This is a genomic window from Spiroplasma endosymbiont of Aleiodes alternator (genome assembly GCF_964031135.1).
Classification (GTDB): domain Bacteria; phylum Bacillota_I; class Bacilli_A; order Mycoplasmatales; family VBWQ01; genus Spiroplasma_E.
Genome location: NZ_OZ035008.1, coordinates 107457 through 124183, shown reverse-complemented (window position 1 = coordinate 124183; position 16727 = coordinate 107457). Strand labels below are relative to the sequence as shown.

Genomic DNA, 16727 nt, shown 5'->3' with positions numbered 1-16727 from the left:
TGAATAATAAGACAAGTAGAAAATTATACATTAACAATTTCAAAAATTGTATTAAATTCAAGATAAAAATATATTATTTTATGATATAATCGACTGATAAGGAGTTGTTAACTATGAAAAATATTTTTTGTTATCTTAAAAGAAAAAAAAACAATATAATTTATTATGAAATTGATAATCATAGTAAGATTAAATTTAATAAAAAAAATAAAAAATGAATAACAATTATTTGAAAAAATGGACTAATACATAAAAAATGTAATATTCTCTTAAAAGAGATAGATTTTAATTTAATAAATAAACCAGATGAAAAATTAGGTTATTTTTTTCTTAAAAGTAAAAAAATTAAACAACATTGAACAAGAATAAAATTACAAAATGATAATTTATTATTTGAAGTAGACCCTAAATTTGATATAACTCCTTTATTTCCATGATTAACTAAAAAATTTACTTTAAACTATAATAATTTTTTTAGTGCAATAAATAAAATAAAAGAAATAACTAAACAAAATAACATTACCCCACAATCTTAAATATTAATGTATAATGAAAATACTTACATAAGTGTAAGTTATAGATATCAATTTATTTCATTTTCATTTTATATTTTCATTTAAAATTAGGTTGGCACCTAATTAAAAAGTTACCATTTAGGTAACTTTTTTTATATAAAAAAATATTAGTAAGGCAACACTAATGTACTTAGTTCATTATTATTTCAAATGAATACCATACTAATATAATAGAATTATATCATATTTTCTATATTAAATATAGATAATTTAGTTATTAAGTGCTTTTAATTTAAGTAATTCTAATTGTAAATCTGTATTTTCTTTTTCTTGCATAACACCATAATGATATTTTTTATCAATTATTTCTTTTAGTATTTTTATTGAACTATTATCTTTTAAATTATTATCTAAAATATTAATTAAATCTTCTATAGTAATAGCAATTAGTATTTTATTTTCCATTATTTATGTTCTTCTTTATTATGATTTATAGAAATATTACAAATTAAATCTTCTTGTATTTTAAACATTCTTAAAATAGTATTTATAATTTCATAATCAATTTTATTTATATAATTATTATTTTTTAAATTATTTATAATTTTAATTCCATCATTATATAAATTTTCAATATCATTTTTATATTTTGTAATATTATTAATATTTATAATTTTTTCTTTAATTTTCATTATTTACTCCTTATTTTTTCTTTTTTTATATCATTTGTCTAAAATATTTACTAAAATTTCTCCAATAATAGTACCAATACTAATAGTTAATATAAATAAAATTCATTCTCATCAAACCATTATTTACTCCTTATTTGTTATTTCTTTTACTTTATTTTTAAATTGTTTTTTATGAAAATAACACATATTAAAAAATTGAACAGCACTATCTTCAATATTTCCAATTTTTAAAGTAACTAATACTTTACTATTACAATCTTTAACAATACATTTAAGTAATACTTTTTCTTGTTTTTGTTTTTGAACATCTAGAATAAAGTAGACACAGAATTGTAACCTTTGTGTTAAAAATACTTTAAGGAAGGTGTTCATTTTTTTATGGCTAAATGACTATCAAAAGAAGAAAAGTTAAAAATAATAAAAATAAGTAAAATTAAAACAATTGATAAAACCGCATTAGAGTATGGTATTGGTCGATCATCAATAAAAGAATGAATTAAAGCATATAAATTATTAGGTGAAAAAGGTTTAGAATATGGCAATGGAATTCGTGCTAAAAAAACCAAAAGAACAGGTCGACCCAAATCTTTAAATTTTAATGAAATGACAAAACAAGAATTAATTGAATATATTGAGGCAATGAACGATATAAAAAAGTATTTAGAAAAATCGACAAAAAAGAAGAAATATTTTGTGATTTTCTCATTGAAGAAAAAATATCAGATTAGTTATTTATGTTGATTATTAAATGTTTCAAAATCAGGATATTATAAGTGAATTAAGAATGGAATGAATGAATTTAATAAATGAGATACATTTTTAGCTAATATAATTAAAAATATTTTTTATGAATTTCAAGAAATTTATGGTTATAAAATGATAACTTTATGAATTAACAAAATTTATAATTTAAAATTAAAATTTCATATTGTATATAGATATATGAAAAATATGAGTTTAAAAGCTAAGGTTCGCATAAAAAAATTTGATTATAGAACTAAATCAGGAAGTTTAAGATATGATAATTTATTAAAACGTGATTTTTCAACTACTAATTTAAATGAAAAATTAGGTACTGATATAACTTATTTATTAACTAATGGTAAAACATATTATTTATCAATTGTTAAAGATTTTCATAATAATGAAATATTAGATTATAAAATAAGTGCAAGTTTAGACATGACATTTGTTGTCCAAAACATTATCCAAGCTTGAGTTAATGCTCAAAAACCTACTTCATGAATTTTACAATCAGATCAAGGATTTCACTATACAAATCCTTCTTATAAAATTTTATGTGATGAATTAAAAATAAAAATTTCAATGTCTAGAAGAGGTAATTCCTGTGATAATGGTGCTACTGAAACTTGATTTGGAACAATGAAAACAGAATTTCTATATCAAATTCCAAGAAAAAATAGAACTATTGAATGAATATAAGACAACTTACCTAAATATATTTACTTTTATAATAATTATCGACCTCAAATAAAATTAAAAGGAATGAGTCCAATCGAATATCGATTAGCTCATTCCAAACCAACAAATAATTACTTCATACCTATAAATTTAACACTTACAAACGCTATTTTATAAAATTTAATAAAAGGTTACTTTTATTGTCCACTTTTCTTGACAAGTTCATTTCTTGACTTACAGCATTTAATGCAAAAGCAATAGGAAATTTTGATTCTGTTTCTTTTAATTTTTCATCAACATATTTCTTATTTGGAATATCTAAATCATCAGTTACAACTGGATTATTTCTATAAATTAAAGTTTTTCCTCCAACATTAGTTTTAATAACTTCATTAACTAATCTTGTAGTACTATCTTTATCATCTTTATTATTAAATATTCTATTTTCATCAACTGAACTTCCACCAGTAGCACTAATTTTATTATTTTCATCAATAGTTATATTAGTACCAGCAATTAATTTATTTTGTTTTTTATCTAATAAATTATTAGTTTCTAGTTTTGTATAATAATCACGTTCAGTACCTTCTTCCGATATAAATTCAGTTGGTGTTCCGGTACCTATATATTGATATATATTATGAATTATTGGTGTATACTTTTTTGTGCTATTAGTAGCAATAAACTTTATTAAATCAACATCATATAATAATGTTACTTTATCAATATTAACATCAATATTTTCAATTATTATTTGTTTTTGTTCTATTTGACCATTAGTAATTCTTATATTAGATTTAGTTAATTTATTATTGCTTATAATAAGTTGGTTACTATCGATAAAATAATATGTTCAATCAATAATATATCATGTATCTGTTTTAATATTTTCATTTTTAATTTTTTTTCATAAGGGACTAGTTTCAATATTAAATCAATTATTTTTAACATCATTAATATTTTGGTTTGTTTTAATTAATTCACTATTTAATTTGGTAATTTCATTTTCATTTGTAGTAATTCGTTTTTGTTGTTTAGCAGAAAAATCACAAGTTGGTGCATGGGTAAAATCACCAATTTGTGGATTATTTTGTAATGCTTCGGGTGGTAATGTTCCAATTTCATCTGGTCAATCTAAAATCATTGTTTCAGTTTCTTTATCATAATCTGTTGCAACATAACCTTTATTAACAAATTTACTAACAGGACCTCTATATATTTCATTTTTATTATCATCAACTAAATCATCATATAATTTAATTTGTTTTGAAAATGTAAATTCTTTTTGTTGTTCAATTAATTCATCAACTTGATTTCTAGTATAAAATGCTTTTAAGTCAATTTTTTCAATATCTATTTCATCATCATTATAACTTGAAAATATTTGTTTTAATTCTGTTAATCTTGCTCATATTTTCATTCTACTAGGTGCTAAATCTCAAACATTAATCGTAGGAGTACTACTTGCACTAAATTGACTACCATTATTAAATTGAATAGTAGCATCAACATTAAATTCAATTGGTGTACGATTAAATACTCAATGTTCAACCATTACATAAACCATATCTCTTAATGTTTCTTTAATTAATTCATCTTTAAAACTATCAAAAGGAAATTTAGATAAAATAAAATCAAGATAAGCATTAATATCATTTTGAGCACGAATAGCAAAAGTTTTAAATCAATCATTAACATTAGGTCATGTCTGTATATATTGCTGTGGGGTTTCTGTAATTTTTCCAGTTAATGGATATCAGTTATTATAATTTTCAAGACTGACATCAGTTCAAAGTTTATTAATCATAATTTATCATTCCTTAAAAAATGCTTTTTTATAATGCTTAGTTTTTGTTTTAGTTTTTCTATGTGATATATGGATAATTTCTTTTTGTAACTTTTTCTTACCTTTTTTTACAACTTGACTATATGCAAATTTTTCTAAATGATGTAATAGTCCAGTGCCAAATAAAGTATTAACTGAAAATTTTAAACCAACACTTTTAAATGATTTATTAATATTTTCAATAGGATTATTAATAACATTTACTACTTTATGATAAGTTCTTATTATTCTAAATATTTCTCTATATACTTTAAAACTATCTCTAATTACTTGTTGTACCACTGGTGGAGCAAATGCTATTGCTTTTAATCATTTATTACGATTAATACCATAACCAATGTATCAACCACTATATCAACGATATCAATGAAATGGATGTATTTGAGTAACAAAAGTTTCTGCTTTAAGAATACTATCAACAACTGTAATTGGTTTATATTTAGGATTGCGATGATAAATAGTAATTGCACATTTATCTAATGACAAAGGTTGAATTTTACAACCCATAAATACTGGTGAATTTAATGGAATTAATTGTGCATGTTTAATTGCTCTTTTTTCTACACTAGTAAATAAATCTGTTACTTTTTCTTTTAATTTATTAATTTTTTCAAATACTTGTTTTTCTAACTTTTCAAATTTTTCTTGTAATTTATATATATTTTCTCGTAATTTTTCAAAATATGGAGTATCTTTTCAAAATTTATTTAAACCTTTTTTTAAATAAAATCTAATATCAAAATATTTAAAATTTTGATTTGCTTTTAAAACAAGTTGATGAATAACATTATTTTTAAAATTAAATTTAATAGAATTAGCACGAATTTTTTGTAAATCCAAAATTAAAGTTTTTCCATATCTATTTTCTGTGTGTATTGTATGAACTAAATTTAATCAATCATGTTGGTTCATAGATAATACTTTTTTAAATCAGTATTATATTTTTTTAAAAAATTATTTGCTTTTTCAATATCTTTGATTTTAAATTTAGGAGTTAATTGTGGACTTAATTTTATTAATGTATGAACTTGTCAAGAAAAGTGGACAATAAAAGTAACCTTTTATTAAATTTTATAAAATAGCGTTTGTAAGTGTTAAATTTATAGGTATGAAGTAATTATTTGTTGGTTTGGAATGAGCTAATCGATATTCGATTGGACTCATTCCTTTTAATTTTATTTGAGGTCGATAATTATTACAAAAGTAAATATATTTAGGTAAGTTGTCTTATATTCATTCAATAGTTCTATTTTTTCTTGGAATTTGATATAGAAATTCTGTTTTCATTGTTCCAAATCAAGTTTCAGTAGCACCATTATCACAGGAATTACCTCTTCTAGACATTGAAATTTTTATTTTTAATTCATCACATAAAATTTTATAAGAAGGATTTGTATAGTGAAATCCTTGATCTGATTGTAAAATTCATGAAGTAGGTTTTTGAGCATTAACTCAAGCTTGGATAATGTTTTGGACAACAAATGTCATGTCTAAACTTGCACTTATTTTATAATCTAATATTTCATTATTATGAAAATCTTTAACAATTGATAAATAATATGTTTTACCATTAGTTAATAAATAAGTTATATCAGTACCTAATTTTTCATTTAAATTAGTAGTTGAAAAATCACGTTTTAATAAATTATCATATCTTAAACTTCCTGATTTAGTTCTATAATCAAATTTTTTTATGCGAACCTTAGCTTTTAAACTCATATTTTTCATATATCTATATACAATATGAAATTTTAATTTTAAATTATAAATTTTGTTAATTCATAAAGTTATCATTTTATAACCATAAATTTCTTGAAATTCATAAAAAATATTTTTAATTATATTAGCTAAAAATGTATCTCATTTATTAAATTCATTCATTCCATTCTTAATTCACTTATAATATCCTGATTTTGAAACATTTAATAATCAACATAAATAACTAATCTGATATTTTTTCTTCAATGAGAAAATCACAAAATATTTCTTCTTTTTTGTCGATTTTTCTAAATACTTTTTTATATCGTTCATTGCCTCAATATATTCAATTAATTCTTGTTTTGTCATTTCATTAAAATTTAAAGATTTGGGTCGACCTGTTCTTTTGGTTTTTTTAGCACGAATTCCATTGCCATATTCTAAACCTTTTTCACCTAATAATTTATATGCTTTAATTCATTCTTTTATTGATGATCGATCAATACCATACTCTAATGCGGTTTTATCAATTGTTTTAATTTTACTTATTTTTATTATTTTTAACTTTTCTTCTTTTGATAGTCATTTAGCCATAAAAAAATGAACACCTTCCTTAAAGTATTTTTAACACAAAGGTTACAATTCTGTGTCTACTTTATTCTAGATGTTCAGACTTATATTTTCAAGTAGTAGATATTCAACAAAGAGTTTATGATATTACTGGTAAATTAATTCAATGTACTATTTTTTATGATAACTATGAACAAAATGCACAAACAGTAAGACTATTTGAAGTTTATACATTAAACAATGAAGAAGTAACAATTAATCGTGCAATTTATAGTATTAGTGATAATAAAAAACAATTTCCATTAGATTTTAAATCATTTATTAATAATCCTAATCTATTACAAGAACAAACACTAGATATTAATTATATACCACTAGCAATTATGCGAAATAAAGCAAATGAATTAGCAGATTGTAATAAAGTAATGGATAAAATTAAAGCATTAGATGTTATTTATGAACAAATTGTTTTAGATACCATTTTAAATTCACCTAAGTTTATATTTAGTCAAACTTATGGTAATGTTCAATCAGCATTAGAAGAAGCAGTAAGAACATTAGTTACTAAAAACTACATATTTAAAAGTGGTGGAGATAATAATGAACAAAACGAAAATATCAATATGACAAATAGTAATTTTAAAGGTAAAAATTTAACTGATATATATGATTGAAATGTTAATGAAATATTTAAACGTTGTGGTATTCATATTCCAAGTCAAAAGAAATCACAATCGGGACTTTCCTAAAAACTGTGTTTTTTAAATAAATTTTAGTTGTAAAATCACTAAGTTACACAGATTGCTGGAAAGTCCCGAATTTATGAACAAATTATTTTAGAAAATAAAGAACAATTAATAAAACTTGAATTGTAAATATAAATGGGACAAATGGGACAGTTTTTAAAATAATTGTATTAAGTCTATTGGGCTTTTATAAGATAGTGATTTTCTGGGTCTAGAATTAATTTGAAATGCTATAGCATTTAAGTCTTTTTGTTTATATAAAGATAGATCTGTAGATTTTGGTAAATATCTTCTTAAAATACCATTATTATTTTCATTTAAACCTCTTTGACAAGGTTTGCCAGGATCTGCAAAATAAATCTTAACATTGCAAATTTTTTCGATTAATTTTCATTTACTAAATTCTTTACCACGATCAAAAGTAATAGTTTTAACTGTTCCTTTTTGTAACTTTGAAATAAATTTTATTATACTTTTTGTAATATTTTCTGCTTTATGATTTTTAGAAACTAAAGGAATTGTGGTTTTTGATCATATATCAGCTAAAGTAATAATAGAACTTTTATGATCTTTACCAATGATAGTATCACCCTCTAAATGACCAAATTCTTTTATATTTTTAATATTAGGAATGATTAAATTTCTTTCATGAATAGATTTACAATTATTAATTCGTCCTCTAGTTTCTTTTCGTTTATGAGGTTTATTTTTTCCTTTTCTCAATAAGTTATTTTCATCAAAACCCATTCGATTTGTTTTAAACATGTTATATAAAGTTTTTGTTGAAATACTTTTTATTTTATTTTCCTTTAAAAAATTAGCAATTATATCAAGCGCATAATTTTTAGTAATTAACAAATAATTAATAGTATTAATTTCTGTTAAAGTTAAAATTATTAATTTTCTACCTGCATTTTGCTTCTTTTTTTGAATTTGATTCAATATTTATAATGGTAATAAGTTTTGATTTAATAATCTGCAAACTCTATGTACAGTTGATTTACTATAATCAACAGCTTTTGCTATTTTACGAATTGAAAATTCATAACTTTTATATTCTTTTATTGCTATTATTGATTCAATAGTCAGATACTTATACATTGTGCTAATTCCTTTCTTTTCTTAATTATAGAATTAACACAATTTAATTTTTATATAAATGTCCTTTTTAATTTTACAATTCAGGAATTATAAATTGATATATATAAAATTACTGTTATAATTTTACTAGCATAATATTTAAAATGGAGTTAGAAGTAATATGAGTAAATCTAAAATTTCATTAAGTTTAAAAAATGTTGAATTTCGTTATAAACCAGAATACAATAACGCTGTTGATAATGTTAGTTTTGATATTAATCATGGTGAATATATTACTATAATTGGTCATAATGGTAGTGGTAAGTCAACACTTTCAAAAATTATTATTGGTGTTTTACACAAACAAAAAGGTACAATTCAATTATTTGGTGAAACAATTACTAATAAAAACATTAAACAATTACGTCGTCACTTAGGTATTGTTTTTCAAAATCCTGATAACCAATTTATAGGTTCAACTGTTCGTGATGATATTGCTTTTGGCTTGGAAAATCATTTAGTTGAGCCCAGTGATATGCCAGCAATTATTGACAGAGTTTCTAGGGCAGTGGGTATGGAAAAATATTTAGATCATGAACCACTATGATTATCTGGTGGTCAAAAACAACGTGTAGCTATTGCTTCAGTTTTAGCTTTAGAACCTGATATTATTATTTTTGATGAGGCAACTAGTATGCTTGATCCAAAAGGTAAACGAGAAGTTAAAGAAATTATGTTAAAATTACAAGAACAACGCAATAAAACTATTATTTCTATTACTCATGATATGGATGAAATTATTAATGCCGATAAAATTATTGTTATGAATAAAGGTAAATTAGTTCGTTATGGAACTCCATTTGAAATATTAAAAGAATGAGAGTTTTTACAAAGTATTCATTTAGATATTCCTTTTGTTTTAAAAGTATCGTTAGGTTTAAAAAATAAGGGAATTAATATTAATGAAACATTAAGTGAAGAGGAGCTGATTTCTAGCTTATGTCAATTAAATTCAAAGAAGTAAGTTATACTTATTCTCCAAAAACCCCTTATCAATATCAAGCATTAAAAGATATTACTATTGAAATTGTTGAACAAAAAATAGTTGCTATTATTGGTGAAACTGGTAGTGGTAAATCAACTATGATTCAACATATTAATGGTTTATTAGTTCCAATGGCAGGTTCAGTTGCTATTAATGATTTTATTATTAAGGCTAATCAAAAAAAAATTCGTGATATTAAAAAAATACGTAAACAAATTGGCTTAGTTTTTCAATTTCCCGAATATCAGTTATTTGAAGAAACTATTGAACGAGATATTATGTTTGGACCAGTTAATTTTGGTGAGAAAAAAGATAAAGCACGAGAGTTAGCAAAAAAATATATTAATTTGGTTGGATTAGACGAAACATACTTATCAAGAAGTCCATTTGATTTGTCTGGTGGTCAAAAACGAAGAGTTGCTATTGCTGGTATTTTGGCATTACAAGGTCATACTTTAATTTTAGATGAACCAACAGCAGGACTTGATCCCGATGGTGAAAAAGAATTAATTAATTTATTTTATGATTTAAATCATAAAGAAAATAAAACTATTATTTTAGTAACTCATAATATGAATCATGTACTAATGGTTGCTGATGAAGTTATTGTGTTACATAATACACAGATTTATAAAAAAGCAGATCCAATTACTATTTTTAGAGATAAAAAATTAATTACCGAAACCGGAATTGAGCCACCAAAAATTTATAGTTTTTTATATAAATTAGAAGCAGCAGGATTTGATACATCAAAAATTACTGCTAGAAGTGATTCAGAATTAATTGACCAGTTGTCAAAAATATTATCCAAAAAAAATAGCAATAAAAAGTAAGGAGTAATAAATAATGAAAGTTAGTTTTGGTCGTTATTTACCTTTAAATTCAATCATTCATCGTGTAGATCCAAGAATTAAATTACTAGTTTTAATTTGTTTAATTGCTTCACTTTTTTTTCATACTGGTTTTGAAGGTTACGCTCTTATTGGTTTTACTGTCATAACAATTTTCTTTTGTGCAAAATTACCTTTTATGATGTTATTAAAATTAATGCGTCCCATTTTATTTATGGCATTTATTTTATTTATAATTAATTGTTTTTTAACTGATAACCCTAATGTAGAAATGATTTGACGTTGGCATGGTATTAAAGTATCGTATAAAGCTATATTTGTTAGTATTTATATTGCTCTTAGAATTTATTTAATGATTTTAATTACAACAATTTTAACAACCACAACTCAACCATTAGATTTAACATTAGCATTAGAAGATTTAATGTTACCACTAAAATTAATTAAATTTCCAGTACATATTATTTCAATGATTATTTCTATTGCTCTTCGTTCAATTCCTACATTATTAGATGAAGCCGGCAGAATTTTAAAAGCGCAAGCATCACGTGGTGTAGATTTAAAGAATGGTCATTTTAAAGAAAAAGTTAAATCGTTAGTATCATTAATTATTCCCTTATTAGTTTCTTCATTTCAAAAAGCAGAAGATTTAGCATACGCTATGGATTCAAGGGGTTATGATCCACAAGGTAAAAGAACACGTTTTCGTCAATACCATATTGATTTTAAAGATATATTTTTCTTTATTATTGGTGTAGGATTGTTAGCATTTCTTATATCTTATACTTATCATCCAGAAATATTTTGAAGAATTCCATTTATTGATGATTATTATTCACAATAATATATAAAAAAATAATTAAATTTTTATTTATATATTTAGAAAATATTTGTAATTATATTTTTCTTAAGTATAATAATTTTATAAACTTAATATAGTTTTTAACCCGTTGTCTTATTTTAAAGTATATGGGTTTTTTATTTTTTTAAAAGAGGAGAAATTAAGTATGTCTAGAGAATGAAAATTTGAAAGAAGAGATTTTGAAGAAAATCAGAAACGTATTGAAAAAGAAATCCAAGAAACCTGAATTGTAAATATAAATGGGACAAATGGGACAGTTTTTAAAATAATTGTATTAAGTCTATTGGGCTTTTATAAGATAGTGATTTTCTGGGTGTAAAATTAATTTGAAATGCTATAGCATTTAAGTCTTTTTGTTTATATAAAGATAGATCTGTAGATTTTGGTAAATATCTTCTTAAAATACCATTATTATTTTAATTTAAACCTCTTTGACAAGGTTTGCCAGGATCTGCAAAATAAATCTTAACATTGCAAATTTTTTCGATTAATTTTCATTTATTAAATTGGGACTTTCCTAAAAAATGTGTTTTTTAAATAAATTTTAGTTGTAAAATCACTAAGTTACACAGATTGATGGAAAGTCCCATTAAATTCTTTACCACGATCAAAAGTAATAGTTTTAACTGTTCCTTTTTGTAACTTTGAAATAAATTTTATTATACTTTTTGTAATATTTTCTGCTTTATGATTTTTAGAAACTAAAGGAATTGTGGTTTTTGATCATATATCAGCTAAAGTAATAATAGAACTTTTATGATCTTTACCAATGATAGTATCACCCTCTAAATGACCAAATTCTTGTATATTTTTAATATTAGGAATGATTAAATTTCTTTCATGAATAGATTTACAATTATTAATTCGTCCTCTAGTTTCTTTTCGTTTATGAGGTTTATTTTTTCCTTTTCTCAATAAGTGAACATCTAGAATAAAGTAGACACAGAATTGTAACCTTTGTGTTAAAAATACTTTAAGGAAGGTGTTCATTTTTTTATGGCTAAATGACTATCAAAAGAAGAAAAGTTAAAAATAATAAAAATAAGTAAAATTAAAACAATTGATAAAACCGCATTAGAGTATGGTATTGATCGATCATCAATAAAAGAATGAATTAAAGCATATAAATTATTAGGTGAAAAAGGTTTAGAATATGGCAATGGAATTCGTGCTAAAAAAACCAAAAGAACAGGTCGACCCAAATCTTTAAATTTTAATGAAATGACAAAACAAGAATTAATTGAATATATTGAGGCAATGAACGATATAAAAAAGTATTTAGAAAAATCGACAAAAAAGAAGAAATATTTTGTGATTTTCTCATTGAAGAAAAAATATCAGATTAGTTATTTATGTTGATTATTAAATGTTTCAAAATCAGGATATTATAAGTGAATTAAGAATGGAATGAATGAATTTAATAAATGAGATACATTTTTAGCTAATATAATTAAAAATATTTTTTATGAATTTCAAGAAATTTATGGTTATAAAATGATAACTTTATGAATTAACAAAATTTATAATTTAAAATTAAAATTTCATATTGTATATAGATATATGAAAAATATGAGTTTAAAAGCTAAGGTTCGCATAAAAAAATTTGATTATAGAACTAAATCAGGAAGTTTAAGATATGATAATTTATTAAAACGTGATTTTTCAACTACTAATTTAAATGAAAAATTAGGTACTGATATAACTTATTTATTAACTAATGGTAAAACATATTATTTATCAATTGTTAAAGATTTTCATAATAATGAAATATTAGATTATAAAATAAGTGCAAGTTTAGACATGACATTTGTTGTCCAAAACATTATCCAAGCTTGAGTTAATGCTCAAAAACCTACTTCATGAATTTTACAATCAGATCAAGGATTTCACTATACAAATCCTTCTTATAAAATTTTATGTGATGAATTAAAAATAAAAATTTCAATGTCTAGAAGAGGTAATTCCTGTGATAATGGTGCTACTGAAACTTGATTTGGAACAATGAAAACAGAATTTCTATATCAAATTCCAAGAAAAAATAGAACTATTGAATGAATACAAGACAACTTACCTAAATATATTTACTTTTATAATAATTATCGACCTCAAATAAAATTAAAAGGAATGAGTCCAATCGAATATCGATTAGCTCATTCCAAACCAACAAATAATTAGTTCATACCTATAAATTTAACACTTACAAACGCTATTTTATAAAATTTAATAAAAGGTTACTTTTATTGTCCACTTTTCTTGACAAGTTCATAAGTTATTTTCATCAAAACCCATTCGATTTGTTTTAAACATGTTATATAAAGTTTTTGTTGAAATACTTTTTATTTTATTTTCCTTTAAAAAATTAGCAATTATATCAAGCACATAATTTTTAGTAATTAACAAATAATTAATAGTATTAATTTCTGTTAAAGTTAAAATTATTAATTTTCTACCTGCATTTTGCTTCTTTTTTTGAATTTGATTCAATATTTCTAATGGTAATAAGTTTTGATTTAATAATCTGCAAACTCTATGTACAGTTGATTTACTATAATCAACAGCTTTTGCTATTTTACGAATTGAAAATTCATAACTTTTATATTCTTTTATTGCTATTATTGATTCAATAGTCAGATACTTATACATTGTGCTAATTCCTTTCTTTTCTTAATTATAGAATTAACACAATTTAATTTTTATATAAATGTCCTTTTTAATTTTACAATTCAGGAAAAAAATATTAAAAAATCATAAATTTATTGTATAATATTTAACGGTTTTACTTATAGAAACTAATATGGCGACTGTGGCGTAGCGGTCTAGCGCATCAGTTTGTGGAACTGACATTCGCGGGTTCGAATCCCGTCAGTCGCCCCATTTAATAAAATTATGTTTTTTTACTACTCCTTTTTGGAGTTTTTTCTTTTTTAAATAAATATTATTATAAATTTATTTTTCGCTTTTTATTTACTAAATAAATAATGGTATAATTATTATGTTTTATGATTTGCAGAAAGTTGAGGTTTAAATGTATATGTACCTTAAAGAAGGGCAAATACTTTCAATTCATGCATATAAGCATAATGGCGATTTATATCGTAGTTGAAATAATTCAATTGTTTTAGAAGATACTGAAAAATATTTAGTTTTAGTAAATGAGAATGTAACAATTACTGAAATTAATGGTCGTAAATGAACAACCATTGATCCAGCAATTTGGTTATTTTTTAAAAATGATTGATACAATATTATTTGTATGATTCGTAATGATGGTGTTCATTATTATTGTAATATTGCCAGTCCTTTTATTTTAGATTCGCAAACAGTTAAATACATTGATTATGATTTAGATGTTAAAGTATTTCCTAATCGTTCTTATAAACTGTTAGATTTGAAAGAATTTAAAACTAATCGTCGAATATGAAAGTATCCAATACCTTTACAAAATATATTATGACAAAATATAAATAAATTAAAAAAAGGAATTAAGAAAAATGAAATTAATTTATTTAATGATGATGTAATTTTAAATTATTGAAAAAATTATCAAGACCAAAGTTTACAAAAATAGTAAGAACATATGTTCTTACTATTTTTGATATTAAAACTTTTTATAACTAAATTAAATTTTTTTATAAAATAGGTAATGTTTTTGCATAATTATGTTCTCTCATAATACTGTTTATATTACTTTTTTTATTTTTATCTTCAATACTATTATTTATATTTTGAATATCTATATCATTAAATTGTATTTTCTTTTTGTAATTATGATAATTAATAGCATATGTTTTTAATTTTTTTATTTCTTTAAACATTAAGTTTTTTATTTCTTGTTCAATTTGTTTATTCATTTTTTACTCCTTTTAAAAATAAAAACCTATTTACTTTGTTTCTCAAAGTAAATAGGTTAAAAACAATATTTAGTTTATAGTTATTTTTAACATCTTTTTGAAAATTTACAATTATCAAATATATTAACTTTGTAAATTATTTTCATATATTTTCATATATTTTGAAATAATGTTTTAGTAAATTTAATCAATTATCTAAATTACAACCATATTTTTTTTCTAAATCTCATAAAAAATTACCATATACATCATTACCGCCAACCAGTACATAAGTTTCTTTTCAACTAATTTTTCCTTCTTCTAGTTTAATTTCTTTTACAAAACCAAGGTTTTTTAGATCACTATCAATTAAACTATTTTTTTCATTTTCTTTTCAATAATGTTCTATTATTTCTCCATTTTTATTTTTTGTAAATCAAAATTCATCTCCCACTTTACCAATTAAGTTATTAAAATTTTTATTATTTATTAATTCATTTTTTAATGATATTTTATCAATTAATTCTGAATTAGTTAAATTAGAATGAAAATCATTAATGTTATCACCCAATCTCATTAGAATATGGGATGGTACATTTTTTATTGGTACTAAATCATTTTCTCAATTTTTTATTTGCATACTATTTTTATCTTTTGATGATAATTTAAAATTGTTATTATTAATATAATTAAAACGATTTTCTTTTGATATTAAATCTTTATAATTACTTGAATTATATTTAGTTACTCCTTGCATTCATCAAACATAACTATCAAGAAATGCCTTTGGATAATAATTATTTTCTAGTAGTTTTTTAGTTGGTATTGCTTCATCTCCATACTTGATATTTTCGCCTTGAAAACGATTTGAATCAAATAAAACAATACCACCACTTTTTCATACATGTTTAACAAATTCTAAAACTCCATTATAAAGTTGTTCTTCAAAATTGACTTGATGATCAACTCATTTTTTAAATTCATAATCCATATCTTTCATTTTTGGATTAAAAAATTTATAAATTGAAAAACCAATATTATTTATGAATGTTTCATCCAAATCAGTAATAACAATAGGTACATATTTATTAGCTTCAATTTTTGATTCATTATAATGCACAGTGTAATTTTTATCTTCTTCATCATTTTTGGCATTAGGTTTATTTGCGGTTGCGTAAATAACATCTAATGATAAATGTTTTTTATTTGCTTCTATAACATCATCATACTGTTTTATTGCTGCACGAAAAGTATTTAATAAGGATATTTTTCTTTCTGCTGATTCTTGTCAAATTATTGATTGTAACACTTTTAAATCATAAATATTGTTATTTTTATAACATCCAATAGCGTTTAAACTTGTACTTGTAATAATTATTAAACCACTTATTATTTTTAATATTTTTTTCATGTTTTTTCTCCTTTTAAAAATAAAAACCTATTTACTTTGAGAAACAAAGTAAATAGGTTAAAAACTATATTTAGTTTGTAGTTTTTTTAACATTTTTTTTGAAATTTTACAATCAATAAAGAAAATATATTTATTTTTAAAATTTAAAAGACAAGATAT

The 16727-nt window shown here is 22.3% G+C and carries 19 protein-coding genes, 1 tRNA gene and 3 pseudogenes; 11 read left to right on the top strand and 12 right to left on the bottom strand.

Annotation, left to right across the window (positions count from 1 at the left end; genetic code table 4):
• Nucleotides 1-113: 113 nt before the first annotated feature.
• Nucleotides 114-536: a hypothetical protein gene (locus ACQH20_RS00750; protein ID WP_425377154.1), complete on the top strand. Its 423-nt coding sequence runs from the start codon at nucleotides 114-116 to the stop codon at nucleotides 534-536.
• A 249-nt stretch (nucleotides 537-785) separates the two neighbouring features.
• Here the strand turns inward: ACQH20_RS00750 and ACQH20_RS00745 are convergent, their stop codons facing one another.
• From ACQH20_RS00745 to ACQH20_RS00735, 3 genes are all read right to left on the bottom strand, one after another.
• Entirely contained in the window at nucleotides 786-980 is a 195-nt protein-coding gene (locus tag ACQH20_RS00745; RefSeq protein WP_425377153.1) for a hypothetical protein, read from the bottom strand.
• Entirely contained in the window at nucleotides 980-1207 is a 228-nt protein-coding gene (locus ACQH20_RS00740) for a hypothetical protein (protein WP_425377152.1), read from the bottom strand. The genes ACQH20_RS00745 and ACQH20_RS00740 overlap by 1 nt, the downstream gene beginning before the upstream one ends.
• 123 nt (nucleotides 1208-1330) lie before the next feature.
• Nucleotides 1331-1579, bottom strand: coding sequence for a hypothetical protein (locus tag ACQH20_RS00735; protein WP_425377151.1), 249 nt, complete (start codon nucleotides 1577-1579; stop codon nucleotides 1331-1333).
• 6 nt (nucleotides 1580-1585) lie between these two features.
• Here ACQH20_RS00735 and ACQH20_RS00730 point away from each other — a divergent pair, with 6 nt between their 5' ends.
• Together ACQH20_RS00730 and ACQH20_RS00725 are read left to right on the top strand one after the other, a co-directional pair.
• On the top strand, nucleotides 1586-2650 hold the full coding sequence (locus ACQH20_RS00730; protein WP_425377150.1) for an IS3 family transposase: 1065 nt from the start codon (nucleotides 1586-1588) through the stop codon (nucleotides 2648-2650).
• Nucleotides 2651-2656: 6 nt separating this feature from the next.
• Complete coding sequence (locus ACQH20_RS00725; protein WP_281749645.1) at nucleotides 2657-2806, top strand: IS3 family transposase; 150 nt, start codon at nucleotides 2657-2659, stop codon at nucleotides 2804-2806.
• Here ACQH20_RS00725 and ACQH20_RS00720 read toward each other — a convergent pair.
• From ACQH20_RS00720 to ACQH20_RS00705, 4 genes are all read right to left on the bottom strand, one after another.
• Nucleotides 2796-4436, bottom strand: a complete 1641-nt coding sequence (locus tag ACQH20_RS00720) for a hypothetical protein (protein ID WP_425377149.1) — start codon at nucleotides 4434-4436, stop codon at nucleotides 2796-2798. The genes ACQH20_RS00725 and ACQH20_RS00720 overlap by 11 nt on opposite strands.
• A gap of 3 nt (nucleotides 4437-4439) precedes the next feature.
• Nucleotides 4440-5387: a hypothetical protein gene (locus ACQH20_RS00715; RefSeq protein WP_425377148.1), complete on the bottom strand. Its 948-nt coding sequence runs from the start codon at nucleotides 5385-5387 to the stop codon at nucleotides 4440-4442.
• Nucleotides 5388-5546: 159 nt separating this feature from the next.
• A complete protein-coding gene (locus tag ACQH20_RS00710; RefSeq protein WP_425377552.1) occupies nucleotides 5547-5684 on the bottom strand; it encodes an IS3 family transposase in 138 nt (45 codons plus the stop codon).
• 18 nt (nucleotides 5685-5702) lie between these two features.
• The gene (locus ACQH20_RS00705) at nucleotides 5703-6767 is read right to left on the bottom strand and encodes an IS3 family transposase (protein ID WP_425377147.1); all 1065 of its coding nucleotides are present in this window, start codon (nucleotides 6765-6767) and stop codon (nucleotides 5703-5705) included.
• Between the two features lie 359 nt (nucleotides 6768-7126).
• Between ACQH20_RS00705 and ACQH20_RS00700 the strand changes: the two genes are divergently transcribed.
• The gene (locus tag ACQH20_RS00700; protein WP_425377146.1) at nucleotides 7127-7492 is read left to right on the top strand and encodes a hypothetical protein; all 366 of its coding nucleotides are present in this window, start codon (nucleotides 7127-7129) and stop codon (nucleotides 7490-7492) included.
• Nucleotides 7493-7645: 153 nt separating this feature from the next.
• Here ACQH20_RS00700 and ACQH20_RS00695 read toward each other — a convergent pair.
• Nucleotides 7646-8590, bottom strand: a pseudogene (locus ACQH20_RS00695) (IS30 family transposase).
• A 160-nt stretch (nucleotides 8591-8750) separates the two neighbouring features.
• Here ACQH20_RS00695 and ACQH20_RS00690 point away from each other — a divergent pair.
• The 4 genes from ACQH20_RS00690 to ACQH20_RS00675 all read left to right on the top strand — a co-directional run bounded on the left by ACQH20_RS00690 (nucleotide 8751) and on the right by ACQH20_RS00675 (nucleotide 11646).
• Entirely contained in the window at nucleotides 8751-9593 is an 843-nt protein-coding gene (locus ACQH20_RS00690; RefSeq protein ID WP_425377145.1) for an energy-coupling factor transporter ATPase, read from the top strand.
• On the top strand, nucleotides 9569-10447 hold the full coding sequence (locus ACQH20_RS00685) for an energy-coupling factor transporter ATPase (RefSeq protein ID WP_281748539.1): 879 nt from the start codon (nucleotides 9569-9571) through the stop codon (nucleotides 10445-10447). Before ACQH20_RS00690 ends, ACQH20_RS00685 begins: the two co-directional genes overlap by 25 nt.
• A 13-nt stretch (nucleotides 10448-10460) precedes the next feature.
• On the top strand, nucleotides 10461-11309 hold the full coding sequence (locus ACQH20_RS00680; protein ID WP_425377144.1) for an energy-coupling factor transporter transmembrane component T family protein: 849 nt from the start codon (nucleotides 10461-10463) through the stop codon (nucleotides 11307-11309).
• Nucleotides 11310-11472: 163 nt separating this feature from the next.
• A complete protein-coding gene (locus ACQH20_RS00675; RefSeq protein WP_425377143.1) occupies nucleotides 11473-11646 on the top strand; it encodes a hypothetical protein in 174 nt (57 codons plus the stop codon).
• Here the strand turns inward: ACQH20_RS00675 and ACQH20_RS00670 are convergent.
• Nucleotides 11588-12311 (bottom strand): annotated as a pseudogene (locus ACQH20_RS00670) (IS30 family transposase); the annotation flags it as partial. The gene ACQH20_RS00675 and the pseudogene ACQH20_RS00670 sit on opposite strands and share 59 nt — an antisense overlap.
• 12 nt (nucleotides 12312-12323) lie before the next feature.
• On the opposite strand from ACQH20_RS00670, the gene ACQH20_RS00665 reads away from it, so the two are divergent.
• Nucleotides 12324-13502, top strand: a complete 1179-nt coding sequence (locus tag ACQH20_RS00665; RefSeq protein WP_425377142.1) for an IS3 family transposase — start codon at nucleotides 12324-12326, stop codon at nucleotides 13500-13502.
• Nucleotides 13503-13592: 90 nt separating this feature from the next.
• Here ACQH20_RS00665 and ACQH20_RS00660 read toward each other — a convergent pair.
• Nucleotides 13593-13970 (bottom strand): annotated as a pseudogene (locus ACQH20_RS00660) (helix-turn-helix domain-containing protein); the annotation flags it as partial.
• Between the two features lie 154 nt (nucleotides 13971-14124).
• On the opposite strand from ACQH20_RS00660, the gene ACQH20_RS00655 reads away from it, so the two are divergent.
• Nucleotides 14125-14201: transfer RNA gene (locus ACQH20_RS00655), tRNA-His, on the top strand.
• Between the two features lie 151 nt (nucleotides 14202-14352).
• Nucleotides 14353-14895 (top strand): DUF402 domain-containing protein, encoded by a 543-nt coding sequence (locus ACQH20_RS00650; protein WP_425377141.1) that lies wholly within the window; start codon nucleotides 14353-14355, stop codon nucleotides 14893-14895.
• 61 nt (nucleotides 14896-14956) lie between these two features.
• Here the strand turns inward: ACQH20_RS00650 and ACQH20_RS00645 are convergent, their stop codons facing one another.
• Together ACQH20_RS00645 and ACQH20_RS00640 are read right to left on the bottom strand one after the other, a co-directional pair.
• Nucleotides 14957-15178 carry a hypothetical protein gene (locus ACQH20_RS00645; RefSeq protein WP_425377140.1) on the bottom strand — a complete coding sequence of 74 codons (222 nt, stop codon included), beginning with the start codon at nucleotides 15176-15178 and terminating at the stop codon, nucleotides 14957-14959.
• 136 nt (nucleotides 15179-15314) lie between these two features.
• Nucleotides 15315-16568 (bottom strand): HAD family acid phosphatase, encoded by a 1254-nt coding sequence (locus tag ACQH20_RS00640; protein ID WP_425377139.1) that lies wholly within the window; start codon nucleotides 16566-16568, stop codon nucleotides 15315-15317.
• Nucleotides 16569-16727: the final 159 nt, after the last annotated feature.